Source organism: Allorhodopirellula solitaria (assembly GCF_007859855.1).
Taxonomy (GTDB): Bacteria; Planctomycetota; Planctomycetia; order Pirellulales; family Pirellulaceae; genus Rhodopirellula; species Rhodopirellula solitaria.
In genome coordinates this window covers 246,152-270,146 of record NZ_SJPK01000007.1, presented here as the reverse complement: position 1 = coordinate 270,146, position 23,995 = coordinate 246,152, and the positions used below count along the sequence as shown (strand labels likewise).

11 protein-coding genes are annotated in these 23,995 nt (G+C 56.7%); 6 read left to right on the top strand and 5 right to left on the bottom strand.

Translation table 11 applies throughout. From position 1 onward, the window contains the following. The first annotated feature begins 146 nt into the window (after positions 1–146). A complete protein-coding gene (locus CA85_RS15305) occupies positions 147–6,842 on the top strand; it encodes a type I polyketide synthase (protein ID WP_146392190.1) in 6,696 nt (2,231 codons plus the stop codon). A 125-nt stretch (positions 6,843–6,967) separates the two neighbouring features. Here the strand turns inward: CA85_RS15305 and CA85_RS15300 are convergent, their stop codons facing one another. Continuing rightward, positions 6,968–7,780, bottom strand: coding sequence for a class I SAM-dependent methyltransferase (locus CA85_RS15300; RefSeq protein ID WP_146392189.1), 813 nt, complete (start codon positions 7,778–7,780; stop codon positions 6,968–6,970). Positions 7,781–7,974: 194 nt separating this feature from the next. On the opposite strand from CA85_RS15300, the gene CA85_RS15295 reads away from it, so the two are divergent. Continuing rightward, the gene (locus CA85_RS15295; protein ID WP_146392188.1) at positions 7,975–10,419 is read left to right on the top strand and encodes an efflux RND transporter permease subunit; all 2,445 of its coding nucleotides are present in this window, start codon (positions 7,975–7,977) and stop codon (positions 10,417–10,419) included. Positions 10,420–10,725: 306 nt separating this feature from the next. On the opposite strand, the gene CA85_RS15290 is transcribed toward CA85_RS15295, so the two are convergent. Both CA85_RS15290 and CA85_RS15285 read right to left on the bottom strand, forming a co-directional pair. Beyond that, positions 10,726–11,778 (bottom strand): type II asparaginase, encoded by a 1,053-nt coding sequence (locus CA85_RS15290; RefSeq protein WP_146392187.1) that lies wholly within the window; start codon positions 11,776–11,778, stop codon positions 10,726–10,728. Continuing rightward, positions 11,775–13,628, bottom strand: coding sequence for a bifunctional aspartate transaminase/aspartate 4-decarboxylase (locus CA85_RS15285; RefSeq protein WP_222435455.1), 1,854 nt, complete (start codon positions 13,626–13,628; stop codon positions 11,775–11,777). Before CA85_RS15285 ends, CA85_RS15290 begins: the two co-directional genes overlap by 4 nt. A 906-nt stretch (positions 13,629–14,534) precedes the next feature. Between CA85_RS15285 and aspS the strand changes: the two genes are divergently transcribed. Next, positions 14,535–16,313 carry an aspartate--tRNA ligase gene (gene aspS / locus CA85_RS15280; RefSeq protein WP_146392185.1) on the top strand — a complete coding sequence of 593 codons (1,779 nt, stop codon included), beginning with the start codon at positions 14,535–14,537 and terminating at the stop codon, positions 16,311–16,313. Between the two features lie 370 nt (positions 16,314–16,683). On the opposite strand, the gene CA85_RS15275 is transcribed toward aspS, so the two are convergent. Together CA85_RS15275 and CA85_RS15270 are read right to left on the bottom strand one after the other, a co-directional pair. After that, positions 16,684–17,760, bottom strand: a complete 1,077-nt coding sequence (locus CA85_RS15275) for a glycosyltransferase (RefSeq protein WP_186774967.1) — start codon at positions 17,758–17,760, stop codon at positions 16,684–16,686. A gap of 715 nt (positions 17,761–18,475) precedes the next feature. After that, on the bottom strand, positions 18,476–20,590 hold the full coding sequence (locus tag CA85_RS15270; protein ID WP_146392183.1) for an Ig-like domain-containing protein: 2,115 nt from the start codon (positions 20,588–20,590) through the stop codon (positions 18,476–18,478). Between the two features lie 410 nt (positions 20,591–21,000). Between CA85_RS15270 and CA85_RS15265 the strand changes: the two genes are divergently transcribed. From CA85_RS15265 to CA85_RS15255, 3 genes are all read left to right on the top strand, one after another. Then, positions 21,001–21,660: a peptidylprolyl isomerase gene (locus tag CA85_RS15265; RefSeq protein ID WP_222435454.1), complete on the top strand. Its 660-nt coding sequence runs from the start codon at positions 21,001–21,003 to the stop codon at positions 21,658–21,660. Positions 21,661–21,667: 7 nt separating this feature from the next. Next, positions 21,668–22,135, top strand: coding sequence for a hypothetical protein (locus CA85_RS15260; RefSeq protein ID WP_146392182.1), 468 nt, complete (start codon positions 21,668–21,670; stop codon positions 22,133–22,135). Between the two features lie 232 nt (positions 22,136–22,367). Further along, the gene (locus tag CA85_RS15255; protein ID WP_246112837.1) at positions 22,368–23,807 is read left to right on the top strand and encodes an acyltransferase family protein; all 1,440 of its coding nucleotides are present in this window, start codon (positions 22,368–22,370) and stop codon (positions 23,805–23,807) included. Positions 23,808–23,995: the final 188 nt, after the last annotated feature.

Sequence of the window (23,995 nt, the reverse complement as noted above, 5' to 3'; positions counted from 1 at the left end):
GGTAGAGAGGGCAGGTTGTCGGACGTCTCATCTTGCGCGGTCTTTCGATCGTGTCTAGCCGCCCAGTTTCGATTTCGTTCAGTTTCGGCGAACCAGGATGGTTGCCTTCATCACTTCATACCTTTGATTGCGTCGCCGTTGGCACCATGAATAGTATAACCAACCGACTCGAAAAGCTGTCCCCGGCTCAACGGGAACTCCTTAAAAAGCGTTTGTCCCAGAGTTCCACGGGGGTCCAGGAACCGATTGCCATCGTCGGCATGGCCTGCCGATTTCCTGGAGCGGACAACCTGCAGCAATACTGGGACCTGGTATGTCAGGGCGGCAATGCCACCAAGCTGATTCCCAACGATCGTTTTCCCATTGATCACCTCTACGACAAGGACTACGACACCCCGGGGAAGATGATCTCGAAATGGGCGTGTATGCGCGACGACCTGGGTTATTTCGATCCTAAGTTTTTTGGCATCGCACCTCGTGAAGCGGCCCGGATGGATCCGCAACAGCGGATGTTACTCGAAGTCGCTTGGCAGGCGATGGAACACGCGGGCATCCCTCCGGCTGAACTGTCGAAGTCTCCTACCGGCGTTTTTATAGGGGTTTCCCAAGCCGACTATATGAAGCTGGCGGGACAGTTTGATGATTTCTTAGAGATGATTGATGCGCACACGGGCACCGGCAATTCGCTAAGTATTTGCGCCAACCGTTTGTCCTACGTATTCAACTTCAGCGGCCCCAGTGCGAGCGTGGATACCGCCTGCTCGTCCGGCTTGGTGGCGTTGCACCAAGCCGTCCAAAGCTTGCGATCAAGGGAATGCGATGCCGCATTGGCGGGTGCTGCGAACATCTGCATCACGCCCGATTCGATGATCTCGCTATCGCGGGCGCGAATGGTTTCGCCAACTGGCCAATGTCGCCCGTTCCATGAGGATGCCGATGGGTATGTCCGGGGCGAAGGGAGTGGCGTGGTCGTGCTGAAACGCTTGTCCGATGCGGTCGATGCAGGCGATCGCGTGCTGGCGGTGCTGCGTCACACCGCCGTTAACCACGGGGGACGCACGTCCGGAATCACGGCTCCCAATGGATCGGCGCAGGTTCGCGTCATTCGTGAGGCGCTCGCTGGCGGAGGTGTATCGCCGAGCGATATCGATTACATCGAGGCGCACGGCACCGGCACCCCGCTGGGCGATCCGATCGAAATCGAAGCCCTCGGTGAAGTCTATCGTCAGCAGAATCCCGATGACCGACCGGTCTATCTCACCAGCGTCAAAGCGAACATCGGTCACCTCGAAATCGCGGCAGGAATTGCCGGGTTGATCAAAGCCGTGATGGTGCTGCAAAGCCGCACGGTACCTCTCCAACCGGGGCTGGATAAAATCAATCCCCGGATTCGGACCGAGGGAACGCGCATCCGCATTCCCACAGAAACGACATCTTTGGGCGAACCAGGGTCAAGGCATTTGGCCGGTGTCAGTAGCTTTGGGTTCGGTGGCACTAACGCGCATGCAGTGATTGAATCGATCCCGGCCCCCAGCGTGGACGTACCGTCGGACGAAGCCAAGCGGAATCACCACTTGCTGGTTTTGTCAGCACATACGGATGATTCTTTGAACTCGCTCGCGGCGTCCTACCGCGATGTTATTGAAACGCTCGACATCGATCGGATTGGTGACTTCTGTCATGCCGCGGCGGTCAATCGAACGCATCACCCCCGACGCGCAACCGTCCGCGTCGAGAGTAAAGAACAACTGTTAGCCGATCTCGATAAACTTGCCGACGGTAAGAAATCGCCGAGCATTCACCGCGGCAACGTTCAGTTTCGGGGACGCGGCAGGTTCGGGTTCCTGTTCACTGGCCAAGGGTCACAGCTTCCAGGCATGGGCCGCGATCTCTATCACAGCGAACCTGTTTTTCGCGATGTGATGGATCAGTGCGAAGCCGTGTTTCAAGCTGAGCGAGGCGAGTCTCTGCTATCGGTCATTTTTGATGAAAACGCAGCCGACAAAATCAACGATACGGCGTGGACCCAGCCTGCTTTGTTCTCGCTAGAAATCTCGCTCGCGATGTTATGGAAAAGTTGGGGGATCACGCCGTCTGTCGTCATGGGCCATAGCGTTGGCGAGTATGCCGCCGCTTGTCTGGCGGGTGTATTCTCGTTGACTGACGGGTTGCGATTGATCGCCAAACGGGGCGAACTGATGAGCCGGTTGCCGGCCGGTGGCGCGATGGCGGTTGTCTTTGGCGACGCTGCGGCAGCCCGTGAGCTGATGCAATCATTCGGCGGCCGATTGGAAATCGCAGCGCTCAACGGACCTCAAAACACGACTGTTTCGGGAACCGAGGAAGCGTTGGAGGAGTTTCTACAGCAATGCGAAGCTGCGGGAGTCGGCTGTCAGCGTTTGACCGTCTCGCACGCGTTTCATTCCCATCTGATGGAACCGATCCTGGACGAATTCGAGCAGTATGCCGCCGACGTCGAGTATTCGGTTCCCGAGATTTCTTTGATCAGCAACCTGACGGGGCAATCGGTCAACGAACAGGTCACCAAGCCGTCGTACTGGCGGGATCACATACGCAGCAGCGTGCAGTTTGCTGAAGGCGTGGCCACGATGGCAGCGGAACAACTCGATGCGCTGGTTGAAATCGGGCCCACTCCGGCGTTGGTGGGAATGGCCAAACGCTGTATACCGGAATGGTCCGTGGCGACGGTCGCGTCGCTCCGTAAGGGCAAACCGGACGTCGCGGCTCTGATGGACGGTGTGGCCGATTTGTTTGTTACGGGAGGAACGTTCGATTGGAAGGAATTCGACCGTCCGTGGCGTTTCAACCAGATCGATTTACCGTCGTATCCCTTCGATCGGCAATACTATTGGCTCGAATCGGAAGGGACCAACGAGCGGCTCGCCGACATATTCGGTCTCAATATTATCCATCCCCTCTTAGGAAAGTCGATCAAAGCTGCTGAGTCCACGATCTTCCAGTGCAAGATGCGATCGAGTGACCCTGAATCGGTGCGTGACCACGTTGTGCAAGGATCAACCTTGGTGCCCGGGTCGGGGTTCACCGAAATGGGGTTCGCCGCCGCCAACGCGTTATTAGGAGAGGGAGCCCACCGGGTCGAGGATCTGAGTTTCCAACAAGCCCTGTTTCTCAGTGACGTCCCGAAACTCGTGCAGATGGTTGTGTCGGCACCGAGCGGCTCGCGGTACCCGTTCCGGATCTACAGCCAATCCGTTGAGGCTAACGGTTCAGCCGATTGGGAGCTCAACGCGACGGGCACGATCGTTCGTGGGTCAAAGGATGAAGCTCAATCGCCGCCGCAAATCGACCTCGAGGAAGTGCGTGGCGAGGTGATTCGAACTCGTGATCATGATGAATTCTATGACATCATGAAGCAGCGAAACTTGAACTACGGACCAACCTATCAAATCATGGACGGTTTGACGCAGACGCCAACCCAAGCGATTGCGCCGATGCGTTTCCACGAGGATGTGGTCGAACAATTGAATCAATACACCATTCCGCCCGCCGTTGGCGATGGAGCGATGCACTGCGCCGGAGGCGTGGTGCCTCCGCAGCTCGATGGTTCCTTCTCTCCCTATACCTACCTCCCTACCAGCATCCGCAGCGTCCGCCATTACGCGGCGTTGGCTGAAGGTTTGGATTCGGGCGGCGTCGTCGCTGTTGCCCGACGAACCAGTAGCGATGATTCGGAGAGCCCTGAATCAGTGACAGCCGACGTGTTTCTGACGGATATTCACGGTCGCTGCTTGGTGCACTACCAGGGCGTCTCGCTGCGGCGACTGAGCCGCGCCGCTGACGAAACCGAACGATCCGACCCGCATCAGTGGCTGTATCGTTGGGGGTGGACCGAGCATGATGAGTTCGTTGATACGCGCAGCGATCCACCCGAATTGGCGAAGGAAGAGACGATCCTGATATTGGCCGATCAACGCCAAATTGGCGAGCGTTTGGCGCAGTCGGTCGCGCCATGGTGCGGTCGCACGATTGTCGTCACCACAGCGGACCAGTACCACGGTTCTGCATCTGCATCGAACGATTCCAATGGCGAGGATTGCATTGAGAGGTATCAAGTCAATGCGGGCGTCGAGGAACACTTTGAGAGATTGATCGAAGAGCTAGAGCTCAAGCCAAAAAGACGATTGCGGGTGGTTCATGCATGGAGTATCGATGTCGAAAATCCCGTCGGCGATGGTAATAAACAGCTCGCACGATCTCGCGAGTTGTCGGCGTCTTCGTGTCTGTCCTTATACCGCTATCTTTCGAAGGCCTCATTAGGCATCAACCCGAGCGTCTTGATCGTTACCCTCGGTGGCCAGATCATCGACGACGAACATCCTGTCAATTTCTTGCAGCAAGAGATGATCGGGATCGGGCGGGCGGCAACGCTCGAGTACGGTGGATTCAGTACCCGCTTGATTGATCTGGACCCGAAGAGTTCGCCCGCCGATGCGGCTCAGCAACTGCTGCGTGAGCTATTTCTGGACAGTGAGGAGACCCAGGTCGCTTGGCGAGATCACAAGCGTTTATGTGGTCGCATCGAGCGTTTTGATCGCTCGGCAACTGCCGACGATTCTTCATCGATTCCCACAGGAACCCCCTTTCACTTGACGATTGGTGGTGACAACACCATCGAGGGATTGCGATATAAACCGTTTCGGCGGACCAAGCCGGTTGGTGATCAGGTCGAGATTCAAGTGGCGGCGACGGGACTGAATTTCAGCGACATTCTCAAATCCCTGGGACTCTACCCCGGTATCACCGATGACGTTGTACCGATCGGTATCGAGTGCTCCGGCGTCGTTTGCGCGATCGGCGACGACGTGCACGATTTGAGTGTCGGTGACGAAGTCATGGGTATCGTTCCCTATGGCTTCGGTTCGCACTGCCTCACCTCCCGGCACGCGGTGGTCCGCAAACCCGATTCGCTGGATTTTGAGGAAGCAGCGGTCATTCCTATCGCGTTCATGACGGCTCACCACTGCTTGATCGATGTCGCGCGGCTTCAAAAAGGCGAGCGCGTGCTCATTCACGCCGGGGCAGGGGGCGTCGGTCTCGCTGCGATTCAAATCGCCAAATCGATCGGCGCAGAAGTCTTCGCGACGGCTGGTAGCGACTCCAAACGCGAATACATTGAGGCGATCGGAGCGGACCATGTGATGAATTCGCGAACCATTGAGTTCGCCGACGAAATCATGGAAATCACTCAGGGAGAAGGGGTGGATGTGGTGCTCAACTCGCTGCCTGGCGATGCGATCGACCACAGTTTGGCGGTGTTGGCCGAGTACGGTCGATTTGTAGAGATCGGCAAGGTGGACATCTATCAGAACAAGATGATCGGATTGCTACCCTTTCAGCGGAACCTGTCCTATACCGCAGTCGATCTCGACCGCATGTTCCGCCAGAGACCTGAACAATCGCAAGAACTACTGGCCAGCGTCATGCGGAAGCTGGACAGTGGAACGTACCAACCGCCCAACCTGACCGTCTTTGATGCCGAGCAGGTGGTTGATGCATTTCGTTATATGTCGCGGCGTCAGAACATCGGGAAGATTGTCGTATCGATGCCGCCCGTGGATGTGCTCGATGCGACTGCGGAAGAAGGTGGTATCGAAGCAGTCGTCCGTTCCGACGGCGCATACCTCGTCACCGGCGGCCTCGGAGCGTTAGGGCGAAAAGTGGCCGTGTGGCTAGCGGGCTTGGGCGCCGGATGCGTCGTTTTGACGTCGCGCCGCGAGCCTTCGGAGGACGTCATCGACGAGATGGCGGTTTGGTCGAGCCAGTTCCCCGAGACCAAGTTCGTCCCGTTGTCGACCGATGTCTCCGACGCGGATTCGCTCGCAGACATGATGCGGCGGATCGAGTCGGATCTGCCTCCACTGCGTGGTGTGATTCATGCGGCCGGCGTCGTCGAAAACCAATTCATGATCGAAATGGACATGCCGACTTACGATCGCAACACGCTCGCTAAGATTCGCGGTGGTTGGAATCTCCATCAAGCGACGTTAGACCTTCCGTTGGACTTCTTTGTTCTTTTCTCTTCCGTCAGCACGATCGTGGGCACCATCCAACAATCCGCCTATGGTGCCGCCAACGCATTCTTGGATGGACTGGCGCATCACCGTCGCTCTGTTGGACTGCCGGTGACGGCGGTGAACTGGGGGCCTTGGGCGGACATCGGAATGGCTGCGGAATCGGGATCCGATTTAGCATCTCGCGGCATGCTCAGCTTGCCCGCCGAACCATCATTGGACTTGATGGGAGAATTGGTAGCCGACGGGTGTCGCCAAGCCACAGTGATGATCGCCGATTGGCCGAAATTGATTCGCGCCTATGAAGCGCTCCGCCGCAGCGGCATTGCGCCACCGATGTTCGACCAATTCAAATCGGCCAAGGACGTCGACGAGAATGCCCGCGCCGAAGCAAAGTTGTTCCATGCCAAATTGATGGCCCTGGCGGTGACGCAGCGGGAAGAGGAACTACGCTCCTACCTGACCAACCAGATTGCCCAGATCATGGGGCTGGAACCTTCTGACCTGGATGTCAATCAATCGCTCAATACGATGGGTTTGGATTCCCTGATGGCGATCGAATTGGCGAATCAGCTACAGTTGACGCTTCAAGTTGCCTTGCCGATGTCAATATTCATCGAAAACCCGACGGTGGCGACCTTGGCCCGTCAGTCAGCCATCGCGATGGAGGGTGAGCCCGTCGATCAGTCGCCGTCAACGTCGCCTGGTGACGGATCGTCCGTCGAAGCATCCGAGCCTGATTCCCAACCCGCGGACGAAGAGCTCACCGAGTCTCACAAGGCTTCCTGATCTCACAGGGCTTCCTGACCAAGGTGTGATCGGACGATCGATTCACCGCCCAGGCACTCGACCAGTCGCACCGCTGAAGAGTAAACGGCGAACCCTTGAGCACCGTCGCTCAGCCAAACCGGCGATCAAGTGCTTTCGGTGGCAAAACGGATATGCGAGATCTTCATGACCTCGCGAAGAAAACGACCATAGTACGGTAGCACTTTGACCAATCGGTACCATCGCCATCGCTCGACGAACCGATCCACAAGCGACCACTCGCCTAGAAACTGATAACCTGGATCCCAGTGAGAGAGTTCGCGTCCGGAGTGAATCCCCCAACGAAGTTCGGCTCGCGTTCGGCGTAGAATCGGCACGGTCTTCGTACGGCCGACGATCTCAGGACAGATCGATTGAAAGACTAGCTCGGCGCCAGGAAACCGATTCAGCATTTTTGAAAGCAGGTTCTTGATCGATGCTTCGTCAAAATAGAAAAACAGTGCTTCCGCCACGATGAGTGTCGGCGCGTCGGCACCTACATCGTCAAACCAGGAGGTATCGAACATTGATTTGGAAATGAAAGCGTTTCGATCCGTCGGCATCAGAAAACGCTGCCGCAGCGAGATCGAATCGGGCATGTCCAAGTCATACCAACGGATTCGACCATTGTCCAAACGCCCAAACCGCGCATCCAGACCAGCACCCAGATTGATAACCCGCCCATCGGGATGACGACGAATGAAGTCGGTCACGAGTTCGTCGAATATGACGGTTCGCACAACCACATCATTGCGAAGCGACCAGGCAGAATCGAAGCTAGAAAAGTCATAGTCCAATTCGGGAAGGATCTCGACCGCCGCTTGATCATAGAACAATGGCTGTTCCTGCATGCTTTCGGTCGCCCGATAATACAACGGGATCAGTAGCGTTTCCTGCACGCTGCCAAGTTCAATTCCCATTGCGTTTACCTACTTTCGCAGCCGTTCTTGAAGGCCAACACATCTGGGTTCCGATTGCCATCACCAACTTGATCCTCAAGATAATACAATAGGGGGTTTCGGACAACGGATGTTGAGGTGCCACTCGAGTCGCGTGGGAGACTTTCGGTATCGGCATCTACAACGGCAAGTCCTTAACGACTAGATTTGCCGGAATGTTCAACCCTTCTCCGAACCCGCCGTCCGACTCCACGCCCGGCTCCACGTCCGCCAGCGAGAATTCCGCGAGCCCGCCTCGCTGGGAAACTACCGAGCGTCGTCGGCGCCGTTACCGGGTACGCTGGTTCGTTGGCCTGATCGTGTTGATCCTGTTGGCAGTCCCTGCGACGATCCATTCCGCGGCGGCGATCGCGACGATGCGGAATGTGCCGGACACGTGGTTGCCCTCAACTCTTCCGCTGAAGCAACAATTCATGGATTTCTATGAGCGTTTCGGGCTCATCGATGTCATGTTCATCTCGTGGTCCGGCGCGGAGTTGGGGGACGCGGATGTTCGTGAGGTGACCATGTTGCTTCGCGAACTCTCCGAAGAGAACGATGATGACACTTTGGATCGCTTCGATCAGACCGCGGTACCGGAATCCGCCCGATCGTTTTGGAAGCAGGCCATGGAGATCTGCGACGGTGAGCGTCCCTTCCAGTGGGTTCGTAGTGGTACCGAGATTCGCGACTCATTGACGGGAATGCCGTTGAACGCGCCGGAGGCATCGGCCGACCGCCGATTGCACGGAACCTTTGTCGGCCCCGACGGGAAACGGACCTGTGTGTGTGTATGCTTCACCGCAGCCTCGGGCTCGCATCAGCGAATCCTCCTGCCACTGATACGGCAAGCGATCGCGGATTTGATTCACCGGCCGCGCGACGGGATTGTGTTCGTCGGTGGGCCGGTCGACGGTGCTGCCGTCGATGGCGAAGCGATCAATTCCATTCAAAAGTACACAGTACCTTCCTCGATCATCGCGGCGCTGTTGTGCTGGATATGCTTGCGGTCGATCCCATTGACCTTCACGATCTTGGGGATTGCCACGGTCGGCCAGGGCATGGTTCTTGCCGCGGTGTATTACATGGGTACACCGATGAATGCGATCTTGATCGTGCTGCCGCCACTGGTGTTCGTTCTGACTGTGTCAGCGGGAATTCATCTCAGCAATTACTACTTTGACTTTGTCCGCACTCCGGGAGTCTCCGTAGTGGCGGCCGCTGAGCGGGCAATGAAGATCGGGGTTCCGCCCTGTTTGGCGGCGACCACAACGACGGTTGTCGGCTTGTTGTCTTTATCGATCGTGCGTCTGGAACCCGTACGACTGTTTGGAGTGATCGGCTCAGTCGGTGTTCTGCTGACCCTCGGTCTGCTCATCTTGATGCTGCCGGGGGCCATGCTGTTCGCTCGTCGCGGCGTGGTGGTACCCGAGACCGCGTCAACGAAATTCAATCGCGGGAGACCGGTGCGTTGGCTGCGTCCGATCAGCATTCTGCTTGTTTTCGGATTGTTATCCTGTTTCGCGGTCATGGGCCTGGGCCGGCTAACCACATCGGTGAGCGTCCCAGACATGTTTTTGCCTGAGAGCGAATTGAGGCAACAATACGATTGGTACGAAGAGCACGTCGGTGCGACCATGACAGCGGAGATCCTGCTGTCGTTTGCGACTCCAGAGAATGGTGACCCATCCGCTGGCGACGAAATCGCTCAACTTCGAAAGCTCCTGAAAGTCCAAGCTGCTGTCAACGGTTTGCCGGAGGTCGGTGGGATCTTATCGGCTGCGAATTTCTTACCCGTCCCCACTCATCGCAGCAGCATCGCGGCGACTATTTCACGCGCGGCCATCGAGTCGCAAATAGCCAACCGGGAATCCGATATCTATACGCTCGGTTATGTCGATCAGTCGAAAGGCGAACGGACGTGGCGACTGTCCCTGCGGTTGTATCAAACCGGCAACCACGACTTCAGTAGCACGATGAACGAGATCGTAAAAACAGCGAAAACAACGTTGTTAGAATCGGCTCAGGGACCGACCGGACGCGTCACCATGACCGGGCATCTCGTGATCGTCGAGGGGACCCAAAAACTGCTATTGAAGGACTTGTTCACGAGTTTCCTGACCGCCTTTGGGGTCATCGCCGTATTCGTTGCGATCTACCTTCGCAGTGTGATCGGAGGCGTATTGGCGATGATTCCGAACCTCATTCCTACCCTATTCCTATTTGGCACGATGGGATGGCTGCGGTGGCCGCTGGATATCGGCTCGGTCATGACCGCCTCGGTGGCCTTGGGAATCGCAGTGGATGATTCCGTCCATCTACTGGCTCAGTACCGTCTGGCCCGGCAAACTGCGCCCGACGGTCGATCAGCCGCTCTGACCGCCCTGCAACATTGTGGTTGGGCGATGCTGCAAACGACTGTCGTGTGCAGTTTTTCCCTGATGGTCTACGGACTATCCGAGTTCGTTCCGACCCGGCGCTTTGCCTTCTTCATGATGGGGTTGCTGTCGCTGGCGTGGATTGGAGTCTCCACATTGCTGCCTGCCATCATGGCCACACGCGGCGGCGATTTCCTCGCCGGTCGCGCCATCAGGTCATCGACCGAGCCTAAGGTACAGTAAGCAACGCGGGAGTAATCAATGTCGTATTGGACGAGGCAACGAGCTGTTGGATACCCAGAAGTATCCCGTCGTGAATGATCTTCCACCCCATTCGGGGTTGGCGTTTGCGTTTGGCGACCTATCCGGTGGTGTTCGCTTACGCTCAAACCACCGGCTATTTTCTTCCACGCCTTCGGCGTAGGAAAACTTGTGGGAGATCTGCCGCGTGCCGCTGAATTCCGTGAAGAGCTACCGATGAACTCAAGGTGGCCGGTGGAACCGGCCATCCTTGAGCTTGCTTGGGCCTCGAGCGCGAGGCGGGACGCGTTAGTACTTCAGGAACATTTCCTGGATGTCGTCGACATCCGCATCCTGCAGCAGAGCCAACTGGACCAAGATCCGCGCCTTTTGCGGATTGAGTTCGCGGGAGGCGACAAACCCATTCTCGTCGTCGTTGACTTCCACGTTTCGTTTCACGATGCCGGCCCCGACGTGGCTGCTGCGAACGATGATGACGCCGTTCTTAGCGTGCTCGGCAGCGGCTTCGAGTGCTTCCTGGGACATATTGCCATCGCCAACGCCCGCGATCACGATTCCTTTGGCGCCCGACTTGACCGCCGCATCGATCATGTTCCGTTTCATGTCGACATGCGCGTAGACGATCTCCACCGCTGGCAGGTCGTCGAGATCTGCAGGGATCTTAAATTCGCTATCGGTGGTGTGGCGGCGGATGGTCGGTGAGAAGAAGGTGCAGACCTCCGCATCGCACTTGCCCGCCAAGCCGCGGTTGGGCGACTGCATCGTGCCGGGATTGACGGTGTGTGTTTTGGTGATTTCCGCTGCATAGTGGATTTCATCATTGAGCACGCACAGCACCCCGCGTCCAACCGCTTCGGGCCGCGTGGCTACGACCACGGATTGATACAGATTCATCGGCCCATCGGCGCTGATCGAAGTCGCCGGTCGCATCGAAGCGGTCAAGACGACGGGTTTCTTCGTATCGACGACCAAGTTCAAGAAATAGGCGGTTTCCTCGAGCGTGTCGGTACCGTGGGTGATCACGATGCCGTCGACGTCCGGTTGGGAGGCGACTTCATTGACGCGGCGGGCCAATTTCAACCAGACTTCGTTGTTCATGTCTTGGCTGCCGATATTGGCCACCTGTTGGCCGGAGAGCTCCGCGACCTCTTTGAGTTCGGGAACGGCGTCAACGAGGTCCTGGACCTTGAACGAACCGGCCTTGTATCCGGGATCGTTTTTACTGGCTTGTTTCCCAGCGATCGTGCCGCCGGTGGCGAGGATCACGACGTGCTCCTTCGCCAATGCCGGAACCGACACGCATAGCAGAGTGAGGAGCAGAATGTTTTGCAGACGGATCATGAATTCACCTTGGGGGTTTCTTGGTTTTGTTGCCAATAGGAATGGTAAGCACCGAGGACGCTGACGATGTGGTTGCCCACCGCCTGACAATCCTGCTTGGTTTGATTGGCCACCGCGATGCGAATGGACCAATCGGGGCCAGCGAACCCGTCGCCGGGGAGACAAACGGTGCTGTGGTCTTCAGCGAGATGGAATAGGAATCCCAAGTCCCACTGTTGGGTCAGCCACTGAGCGAAGTCGTCGCCGTGCATGGATGCGGCGAGTTTGTCGAGTTCGACGATGGCGTAGTACCGCGTGAGGTCGTTGCCGACTCGAGCCGGGGTCCCGAGTCCGTCATAGAAGGCGTTCCAACGCTCAGCGATCGTGCCGGTGACCGTCTGGTTATATGTATTCTCGGTGTCCAACACCTCAAACAGGCTGAACAGAGACATGATCACTTGTTGGGGGCAGCTCAGTCCGCCTGTGTGTGCCAGGGCGACGTCCCGTGATTCAATCTCTAAACGCTCGCGGAAGGGGACATCGTCGGGCGTGGGGCTGACGATGGAATAGCGTTCCCGCAATTGCTTCTTCTTGTCCTCGGGCAACTCCGCCAGCAGCCGATCGACGACACAGGTCTCGTAGGTGGAAATCACCCCGAGCCGCCAACCCGTGACACCGAAGTACTTCGAAAACGAGTAGCAGCCGATGGTGTTTTCAGGAATCAATTCCGACAGCGTGTGGAACTCTTCGGCGAAATTGGCATAGACGGTGTCGTTGATCACCATCAGGTCCGGATTGTGTTGACGAACCGTATCGGCGACGGCCGAAATGGTATCGGGCGTCAGCGCGACGGCTCCCGGGTTGGCCGGATTGATCAAGTACAACGCCTTGATCTTGGGGTCTTGAAGGGTTTTGCGAACCAGGTCGGGATCGACGTGCCAGTTATTGTCTGGATCCGCTGGGATATGCACTTCCTCCAATCCAAACTCGGCAAGTCGCGGCAATTCCAGATAAGGCGAGAAGATCGGTGTGAAGATCGCGACCTTGTCACCCGGTTGGAGGATATGCAGCGTCTTGAGTGCCCCGAAGACATAGATCATCGAGGCCGTCGCACCTTCGGTCGCGAACAGATGGAACTGTCCTTCGGGCGGCTTGCCTCGGAACAGGACTTTCTCGAGATACGCCCGGACGGCGGTTTCGGCGAATGGCAAGATCCGGCCGGGGTCGGGATAGAAATCACCGTTGGCCGCGTCGGTCACTTGGTAGACCAACTCATCACGATCACCCCCATGCAGCTCGTGCAGGTGGTCGATCGCGGCGGACAAGAGTGGCGTGCCCGGTTGGTCAGCGTGGTCGTCGAGCCAGGTTTTCAAGCGATCGGCCAGACCTTCTTGTTCGACGCGATAACCGAAATCGTCCGCCGGATCCAACTGATCGGCTTGGTCTGCCGCGAAGTGGACCATTTGTGCGAACGCGTGGCGGACGGTCGTGTTGAGGAAGTCAGGGTTGCCGCGGCCGACGTTGATCACCGAGGTGTCGTTGCGTTGGGCCGCCGTCTTCGCCTTTTCGATCAAGACGTTCTTCACTTCAAAGGGACTTTCCTTATCCAGCAGATAGTTGTGCTTGGGAAATTCGAACCCAGGTGGTTCATCGAGATGCAGGTCCGTCGCAGTGCCTGCGGCAGCGGCGTCTTCGGGAGATACCCCGAGCAGGGAGGAGGCGGCGCTCAAGCTCAGTCCCGCTGCCCCAGCGATGCGTAGGAAGGATCGGCGACGTAGACGCCCGTCCTGTGCTGACTCGGCAAGTTCCTCAAGCCATTGTTGCTCTCGTGGATTCATCAGATCGTTCTCGTAGGGATCAAAGCGTCGCATCACGCGTCGACAGCGACGCGGTCTTTTCCCATAAGAGTAGCCACCTGTTCACTCGTTTTCTACTTCGAGACGGTTTTCGCTTCGGAGAAGAGTTGAAAAAGTCGGCGCGTGCGGGCTGTCGATTGAGTGAGACGCGTAAGCGGCCGGGCGGCGCTACCCGGTGCCGAAATTAGAAAACCGCGGCCTCGACACGCGTTCCCCTGACAGCTTGTCTGACAGCAAACCAAGCCGACGAACTTTGCTGTCATGCGGGGCAAGCCTGGGCTGTTCAATCTTTGGGGTTGCGACCCCTTTCGGTTGATTTTCATGGAGGTGATTTCTGTCCTGATTTCACCCTCCCGAGCGAAGCTGGGGAGGGTCGAGAAACGAGCCTTCAGCGAGTTTCTCGGGGAGGGCTCGGTCAGGGTTTTGCAGCGATTGAGGCGTTTTCCCAGTGCTGGGCCCCTCCCCGACGAGGCTTCGCCCGTCGACCCTCCCCAAACTTCGTTTGGAGAGGGTGAAGTCAAGAAATTGTGCAAGACCAATCGAGCGTCAACCCCAAAGATTGAACAGCCCAGGGCAAGCCCACATGGCAGCGGGGGGGACGCTCCATTTTTCTAATCACAAAACGGGGATTCCTGTCAGACAAGCTGACAGGGGATCTGATTTTGTGGGTAATCAACTGCTCGTTGCTTCGTCCACCACGACATTCAATGCTACCCGGTGCCTTACCGGCACTCGGCTCAAAATTAGCCTCGCCAACATCGAATAGATCGACAGCCCGCGTGTCGAGAATCTCAGGACTACCGATCAGCGGTTGCTATCTTCGTTCCCGGCAAGCCCGACGCTTGCGGATTTATGGTGAGCGTTTATCTTACGCGTTGATTTTCTGGTTCAAATTCCCTCTGTTTTTTCGGTTTCTCCGTCGTGCTTCGTACCCATACCTGCGGCCAACTCCGCAAATCCGATGTCGGTTCGCCTGTCACTCTCTGTGGCTGGGTCGAGAGCAAACGCGATCACGGCGGCGCTGTGTTCATTGATTTGCGAGACCGCTATGGCCTGACCCAGGTCGTCATCGGGCCGCCCGAAGCGGGTGAGGCGATGATCGATGCGGCGGGTCACGTGCCCAACGAGTCCGTGGTGCTGATCCGCGGCCAGGTTGCCGATCGGCTCGAGGGGAAGACGAACGCCAAGCTCCCCACCGGCGATATCGAAGTCCGAACGGAGCATTTCGAGGTCCTCTCGGCATCGAAGACTCCTCCCTTCACCCCCGGACAGCCCGTGCTGCCGGGCGAAGACCTGCGGCTGAAGTATCGCTATCTCGATCTGCGCCGCAAAGAAATGCAGGCCGCTTTGATCCGCCGCAGCGAGATTATCAAATGCATGCGAGATTACTTTGCGGAGGAGGACTTTATCGATGTGGAAACCCCGATTTTGGGCCGCAGTACGCCCGAGGGAGCTCGCGATTACCTCGTCCCCAGCCGGGTGCACCCAGGCGATTTTTATGCACTGCCTCAGTCGCCGCAGTTGTACAAGCAGATCCTGATGGTGGCGGGTTTCGACCGCTACGTGCAGGTTGCCAAGTGTTTTCGCGACGAAGATTTGCGGGCCGACCGCCAGCCCGAATTTACCCAGCTCGACATTGAGATGTCCTTCGTCGACTCCGATGACATTATCGGGCTGATCGATGGTTTGGTTGCCAAAACGGCGAAACAGGTACTCGGCAAAGACATCACGTTGCCTCTGCCTCGGATGACGTACGAGGAAGCGATGCGGCGGTTCGGCAGTGACGCACCTGACCTACGTTTCGGTTTGGAGATCGTGGACGTCACGTCGGTAGCGGCCAAGACCGAGTTTCGGGTCTTCCGCGGAACCGCCGATGCCGGAAATTTCGTTCGCGGCATTCGGGTCCCCGGGGCGGCGACGTTGTACTCGCGGCGCCAGATCGACGAGCTGACCGGTTATGTGCAGCAGGATTTTGGTGCCAAGGGCTTGGCTTGGTTCCGCGTCGAAGACGACCAAACCCTGTGGAGTCCGATCGCGAAGAATTTCACACCCGAGCACTTGGCCGAGATTCGCGATCTGATGGGTGGTGAGCCTGGCGATCTGTTGATGTTCTTGGCCGATTCCTGGGAAGTCACCTGCAAAGGGTTGTCGGGACTTCGCAAGCGGCTCGCGGGGGAACTGAAGCTTTACTCCCCAGACGAGTTGAATTGCAGCTGGGTGACGGAGTTTCCGATGTTTGAGCGTGATGAGGAGAGCGGTCGCTACGTGGCGATGCACCATCCGTTTACGGCGCCGTTGGCCGAGGACTTGCCCCATTTGAAGGAATCTCCTGAGAAGTGCCGGGCGCAGGCCTACGATCTCGTGATCAACGGCAGCGAAGCGGGTGGGGGCACGATCCGGATCCACGACAGTGAAACCCAGTCGCAAGTGTTCGAGTTGCTCGGCATGGACGAGGAGACGGCGCAGGATCGGTTCGGATTCCTGCTCGATGCACTCCGCTTTGGCGCTCCTCCGCACGGCGGGATCGCACTGGGTGTCGATCGCTGGGTCATGTTGTTCGCGGGACTGGACAATATCCGCGAAGTGATCGCATTCCCGAAAACGCAAAAGGCTGCCGATTTGATGACCGAGGCACCCGGAGAGGTCGATGCGGCCCAGCTCAACGAGCTGCAGCTGCGGACGGTCTCGGTGAAAACCTAGAAACGCGGGGAAAAAGACGGGTTCACCCGAAAAGGGGGGGGCTGTAACGGTTCAGCGGGACGGCTAGCTTCCGTACTCGTCATTTAACTATTCGAGGTAATTTCTGGAGCGGGACATCCGCTCCAGAGTGGATTGCTTTCTGCCGGGAAAGCCGAATCGATTGCTCGGCCAAGTTGGTTGGTCCGACCGATCTGTGGATCAGTGATGAAATGAAATTAATCTTCACGCAGCCGTTGAGAAAGCGCATCGAGCAACTCTTGGTACCGATCAGCGTTGCTCGGTGACCTCGATCGGATTGTTGATTAGGTCCACGCTTTCCAAAACCGGGTTTATCCGGGCACTCCCATGTCCCTCTGATTTTCGATAGAACTCAAACGGTTATATTCCCGCCGAGACGCAATTGCTTGGCCCGTCGAAAACACTTCTCGGCTCGGTCTGCGGCTTGAAATTCACCTAGCTTACGCAAAGCATGACGGAGCGTGTCGTAAGGAGCCTCGTACCAGGCAGGCAAAAATCGAAATCCGACTCTGGGACGCCGTAGTGAACGTGCCGCGAATTCTCCCATGTTCGCGGCCATATTGGACCAAGCAACTGCTTGCTCCAGTGCATCACGTTGATAGCATGCCCAGCCAGCAATCCAAGGAAGTTCCGCAAATCCTGCATCGATTGTCAAGCCATATGCCGCTGCTTCCTCAGCGTCGCGAAAACGGTGCATTCGAGTCAAGCATTTCGCGGCACAATAACTGGACCATGCCAACTGCTCATTCCAGCCCTCGTTCCTTGCGCAACTCTGGTACGCCTCGAGAGCCCGTTCAGTCTCTCCCATTCCATCAAGCGTTTGGCCAAGATAGTACCACCAACGAGCATCGCCGGGATCTTTCGCCGTTTCGGTCTCCAAAATCCTTAGGTCTCGTTCGAGTTTGTGGCGATACTGCTCAGCCGATTTGGGCGTTTCCCAGAAATGAACGTCATCGAGCAGCTCGCGTGCCTGGTCGCTTGCTCCGATGAGAGCCTCGTGTGTTCGGCCCACCCATGTCAGGGACGTTGGGACACGAATGAATCGCTCCTTCGCGTAGCTGTGGTCAGCGGCAGCGACCATCCATGCCATCGTGTCGTCACGTTGGTTCAACCTCGCAATCAATGCGTCCCGGGTACGCAATGAAGAGAAATTCACTCGTTCGTCCGTATCGATTGTGAGCGCCCAATTTGCGTTGAACTCTGACGCAGCGTTCAATGCAAAATTGCGAGCTGCCGCAAAATCATCGCACCAGGGAAAAGTGAGCACCTTGAGTTTCTCACCTGCCGCCGCTTCGGCGCGTGCGACCGTTTCGTCAGTGATCCCCGTATCGATCAACAGCAACTGATCCATATAGTCGCGAACCGATACGATCGCATCGGAGACCAGTGACTGCGAATTCCCGCTGAGTATGGTGGCAACAATTTTCACAGGCCGTCTCCGAATTCCGTCTGATCTCATCGCGCGCCAACAAAATCGACAATCTTCCACACGTCATCGTGCGTGACCTTAGCATGCAAGCGAAACTTTCTCTCTACCCAAGGTGCATCGACAGGTCCGACAAATTCGATCACATCATCGATTATCACCACGAGTTTAAACTGACCATCGGTGGAAACCCAGGATTTGCCTCCAAATCGAAAGGTGTTTCGATCGACGGCTTCGACTCCCGGTTCAGGTACAATCGCCGGGTTCGACTGGATCCGAATGAAACCAATTGCAGCCCTCGGCTCATCCGATTCAAATCCGCGGCTGTATAGCCCAATTGACGGTACACTCGGTTCCCAACGGATGATTCCATTGGGAAGCTCGCGGGGTGAAGTCAAGATACCACTGCTACCCCAACCAGACAGCAGAGGCCTCTTGAGCCTCTTGACGAACCAAGGCAAGGTAGCCGACACAAGGACGACGCAGAGCAAGGCGCGCAATGAAAATTGGGGAACTTGCATTAAGAATAGAACGATCGTGTTTACGAGGTGAGAATTTTCAGGCAGCTTGCGGCAAATCGAAATTTTCGATCGTACAGGCTCTAGAGGATCCTATTCTGCCTGCAGTGTTCGCGCAATCGGAGGATCTCGAGTTCTCGAAACGTCATCCAAATCATATTTTTTTGCAGAAAACCGTTTCCGGGATCGCATGACGTTAATCATTCATATCCAAACGAGTTAGACGCACCTCTAACTGTCGCCAATTCAACAACAAATGTGCTGAACTGAATTTCAAATGAGGGGTCTGGGAATGACACCGAAATCGGGCCAGCACCTACTGACACCGGAATCCCTCCATCCAACGCGACCGCGGCGGCGACCTCCAACTGAACTACGTTTCGTGTTGAGTTTACCGGCAGTACCTGCATATTTCCATCATTGCTTGCAACAGTAAGCCTATGCCAGATACCGTCATCATCATCACTGTCAACCCCTACTTCTCCAGTAATCTGAGTAATGTTGCCAGTCTGCGAGTCGACGTTGAAGCTTCTTTCCCGATACACGGTTGCTTGTAAGCCGTCGAAAGTACCCGTAACACCTGAGAGGATCGTGTTGGGGCCTTGAACAGGGTCCTCTTCGTTCCCCGTTGCCCTGACCAGAAAGTTAGCCGAAATTTCGTGCAACGCGCCCATGCTGGGTCCAAAGATGGAATCGGACTCGTCGACCAACGTAGTGGTTTCGTTCCCCAGTTTTTCCCAACGCCATTCATTATCGGTGATGCCGCTTGGGTATTCCCACGGGCTGCCTGTTGAATGCACCAGTGCAGGATCGATCTGATAGGTATCAGGAGCATCTGCTTCGACCGTGATATACAGCATCTCATTGAGCTCGGTCTCAGTATCATCCGTCACATCGATCTCAATGAATTCGTCCGGGAATCCGGCGTCAATCGTGACGCTGCCGCTGGACTGCTCCACGTCAGCCGCCGTCGCTTCGTGCTCCAAGATCCCAGGCGATACAACATCCCAAGTGAATGTGACTTCATCGCCAACGGTTTTGTCCAAGCTGACGACGTATTTGACCGATTGAGTGCCTTCCTCTGAGCCGTCTTGAACCCGATAAACCTGATAAGTCAGTTGCGTTTTCTTCACGTCAATCGTGATCGTTGCAACTTCGCTGGTGTCGAACCCGTCCGACACCTCGAACTCGAATGAGTCGGTTCCGACAAATCCTACGTCGGGTTCATAAAAAAAACTGCCATCAGGATTGATGGTCAGGTCGCCATCGCCGACGTCCGTCACGAGCGAATAGATTAAGTCGTCGCCGTCAACATCGTTGGAGTATAGGGTATGCTCGAGTGCTGAATACTCTGGATCATCCCGATGCTGAACGCTGTAGTTGGTGCCAGACGCCGTGGGAGTTGCGTTGAATATCTCGATCGTGACTTCAGCTTCATTGCTCGTTAGGGAGCCGTCGCTTAGCTCAAACGTAAATGAGTCAGAGCCCACGAATCCAACGTCCGGCTCATAGGTGAACGTTCGATCGGCGTTGACGGTCAATGTTCCGTTTGCGACATCAGTGAGCGATGCGAGTGTCAGCGGATCATTGTCGGGGTCGTAACCCCAAAGCGTTCCGCTGATGGGATAATACCGCGAACTATTTCGATGCGCGCTTGAATAGAATGTTCCCGAAGCAGAGGGAGCCGAATTGGTTGGTCCCGAACCACCAGTGGAACCACTGCCACCTGTTGTGCCACTTCCTCCGGACGGTCCCGACATCGCTATCGGACCCACGAATAAATCGTCGGGACCAGCAGGGCCGAGTCGAGCTGACTGCGGATCGAGAATGCGGTTGGTCTCGGGCTCCTGTATCGAGTACTCGCCGAGTGAACGGGGGCTGGGGCAATAATCAGTTGGGTCGCCCAAGGCGGCGGGGTCAGCGGCGCCTTCGACGAAATGGGCCTGACCCGACTTCGGCATTTCATACGCCGACCACGGCAGTTGAGTCGCCACAATGGCTGGCACAACCTCGGGAACATCAGCTGCCATGAGCATCCGAGGGTTCAGTGATTCACCGCTGCAGTGGCGAATTACTGTGCGACTACTTCTAAAACTTTGCTCTGCTTTCCGGACGCCGCTTACGACTGGCATGAAATTACGGAGCCATGCCAGTATGTTCTTCCGTTTGCTGAATGTCTTCTCTTGAAGATGCATCGAGCTTTCTCCCTGCAGGGTGGTTTTTGCCTGCAGGGTGGTTTTTGCCTGCAGGGTGGTTTTTGCCTGCAGGGTGGTTTTTGCGAAAATGGGGCTTATCCCATGCTTTCGGCTACGCATGGAAATGACGCTACCACCTCCTCGGAGAGGTGTCAAGCTGCAGGCGTAGTACCCGATTGGGGCGATCAAGTCCAGCCTCGAGCAGTATTATCACAACCCTGGGGACGCGACACTTTCCAGCCCTGACAATCAGCCCGTTTGGGCTAGATGGTGAGTATGTGAGACTTCGCTGGTCGCTCAGTCATCGAAACGAGCCATTTTGGGCTCATCCGACGGAAGCGTACTTTTTCTTTGAGTGGACTCGTTGGCCTCACGCAGGACAAGGTGTACGGTGAATTTTCGGAGCTCCGGCCAAGTCACCAGTTGGGTTGGAAGCGATGCGGACGATCTGGTAAATAGGGCGTGATAGCACTGAGCGGTTCCGATTTTTGGGGGCCGCTGATTTCACCCCTCCGGAGACAGAATCCAAGATGGTTTACCGTAATTTCACGCTCATGTTGGTCGCGTTGTTGGCATCCGTATCGTCGATTAGCTCGGCTCAGGTGCCCGTCGCCCAGCCGGGGGCTACCTCTGCAGCTTCCGATGCCACCAAGGCGGAAGTGACCAGCAAGGTCTATTTTGATATCTCGATCGGTGGCAAGCCAGCCGGCCGGGTCGTGATCGGGCTCTTTGGCAAGAACGTGCCCAAGACCGCCGAGAACTTTCGCGCGTTGTCCACGGGCGAGAAGGGAACTGGACAGTCGGGTGTGCCGCTGGACTATGAAGGCAGCGCCTTTCACCGTGTGATCCCTGGGTTCATGTTGCAGGGAGGTGACTTCACCGCCGGTAACGGTTCCGGTGGTGAGAGTATCTATGGCCGTACTTTTCCCGACGAGAACTTCCAGTTGAAGCATTCCGTTCCCGGTTTGCTGAGCATGGCTAACGCGGGCAAGAACACAAACGGGTCGCAGTTCTTCATCACCACCGTACCGACGCCTCACCTCGACGGTCACCACGTCGTTTTCGGTCGTGTGCTCGAGGGCATGGATGTTGTCAAAAAGGTCGAGGCTCAAGGATCCGGCAGCGGACGCACTCGGAGTCTGATCAAGATCACCGAAGCGGGTGAAATCAAAGCGGACGGGTCCAAATAGGTTCAGCATGAAACCAGCAACGATCAGCGAGCTCAAACGTGCGCTGGCACCGTTGTCTCATGATGAATTACTAGATGCTTGTGTGCGTTTGGCCAAGTTCAAGGTCGACAACAAGTTGTTGTTGACCTACCTGACGCTGAAATCAGGCGATGAAGCGGGCTATGTCGATGAGGTCTGCGCCGACATCGACGAGGAACTTCCTGCCCGCGGAATGATTCACAAGAAGACCCTGCGCCGAATCATTCGCATGATGGAGAAGTGCATCCGTTTCTCAGGAGACAAGGAAACGGAGTTGCAGATCCGTATTCACTTTTGCTGTCAAATCAGCGAACGTGGTCTGCAGTGGGGACGGTGCCGAGTGAGCGAGAACATGTATCTCGCCCAGCGGAAAAAGATCGAGAAGGCTTTGGAGAAGGTGCACCCCGATTTGCAATACGATTTTCGGCAGCAGATGCAGGGGCTGCATCGGGCATAGGGCCTCGGTGACTGGTGAGCATCGTCGTTTCTCTCTGGTAGTCGCCGACCTGCATTCGGTAGAACTGCAGGCCAGCTTTGAGCCTATCTGAAACGGTGTCTGACACTTTCGAAGCGAATCATTTGGCATGGTTGTCAACGGCTTTGCCAGAGAGGAGCAGACCTTTTTCTAGATAGGCGCTTATTCCCGGGCTCGGAGAGACTCGGCTACTCACCTCAGTTTGGCAACGGATATGCCTTCTACTGTTTCGATTCAGGTTGCCGCGTCTTCGTCCCATGCAGAGATGGCTGGGGTGGAGGTTCCCGACGGGCGGAGCCGTCGGTCGGCTGTTGAAGTTTCCGACGGGCGGAGCCGTCGGTCGACAATCGATCCTTCCGACGGGCGGAGCCGTCGGGCGACTATGGTGGCGGGCCAGCATTTTGCTGGGATTGATGCGCTGCGCGGTTATGCGGCGGTCGCCGTGGTGCTTCTGCATGCTTGCGTCCCCTACGCGCGTCCATCGATGGCTGGATTGAGCTGGAGTGTCCACGATACTCCGAGCGATATCGTGACTGCGCTGTTCTGGGCGATCGAACTGGTGATCATGCCGATTTTTTTGGTGATCGCGGGATTCTTCGCCGCTCGCAGCGTGTCGTCACGTGGCGGTTGGTCGGTGACGATGCAGCGGCTACAGCGTCTGGGCAAACCACTGGCCTGGGCGTTGGTCTTGATGCTGCCGCTGGAGTTCTACATTTGGATGTTGGGCTGGGTGGCTGATGGATCTGTCAGCATCCGGGAGGTTCGCCGAATTAAATTTGCCGAAGGCATCGATCGCAATTTGTGGGGGCTGAGTCATCTATGGTTTCTGCAGTACCTGATGATTTACACCGTCATTTTGGCTTCGGTTTGGCCGCGTCTGAGTCGCTGTTCGACGACGACGCTCGTTCGATTTGGACTGCCGTGCACTTTTGCAGCAGCGGTTATTTCCTTGACGATGCGTCCTGAGGTGGTCTGGGGGTTCCAGCATTCGTTCCTGCCGGTGCTGTCGAAATGGGTTTATAGCGGAGCCTTTTTCACGGCGGGCGTGTTTTGGTATTCGCTGGACCCGCAGCTTTCCGAATTAGGCAAACGCGGGCAGCGATTGCTCGGCCCGGGGGTGCTGTTGAGCGCCGCTGCGGTGAGCATGGGGATCTGGTGGCTGAATGCTGCAGGTGATCCTGCGACCTGGTTAAGCGGCGGCTGGGCCAATGCTCCGGCGATGAATGGATCCCTTGCTCAGGCAGGTGGATTTCCGATTGGTAGTGTGTGGATGCGCGGCGGGCTGGCAACGCTCAGCGTGGGTGCGGCATCGTTGCTGACGTTTGGTTTGCTCGGTATCGCGGCAACTCGCCAGCGGCCTCTGGGCCGGGGTCTCGCATCTTTGGCGGCCGCCTCCTTTCTCATCTATTTGCTGCATCACCCCATCGTCGGCTTAGCGAGTACTGCCGCCAAGTATGCGATGCCGGGTGCCTCACCGCTCTTCAAAGTTGCAGTCGTGACAACATTGGGGGTGGCTGCCGGATGGTCGGTGAGTTGGCTCGCCACATGCCGTCGCGAGCGAATCTGGGAACAGACCCATGGCGGCGAGGTCGCGGAGACGATCGAGTTCCCACGTGTGGGCGGAACAGACCGGGCAGAAGAAAAAGCCGCTTAAAGACACGAGCGGGTGCCCCATATCGCTATTGTGACGAAATCCAAATTATGTCTAAAGTTCGATCGTGTTCGAATTTTTCCCCTCCCGCCGGCTCGCAGTCATGCGTTTGAATCGTCCGTGCACCACGAATTCTCCCTCGATCGATCGGTCGCAATGCGTGCGCCGTTGGACGATGGTTGGTGTCGTGA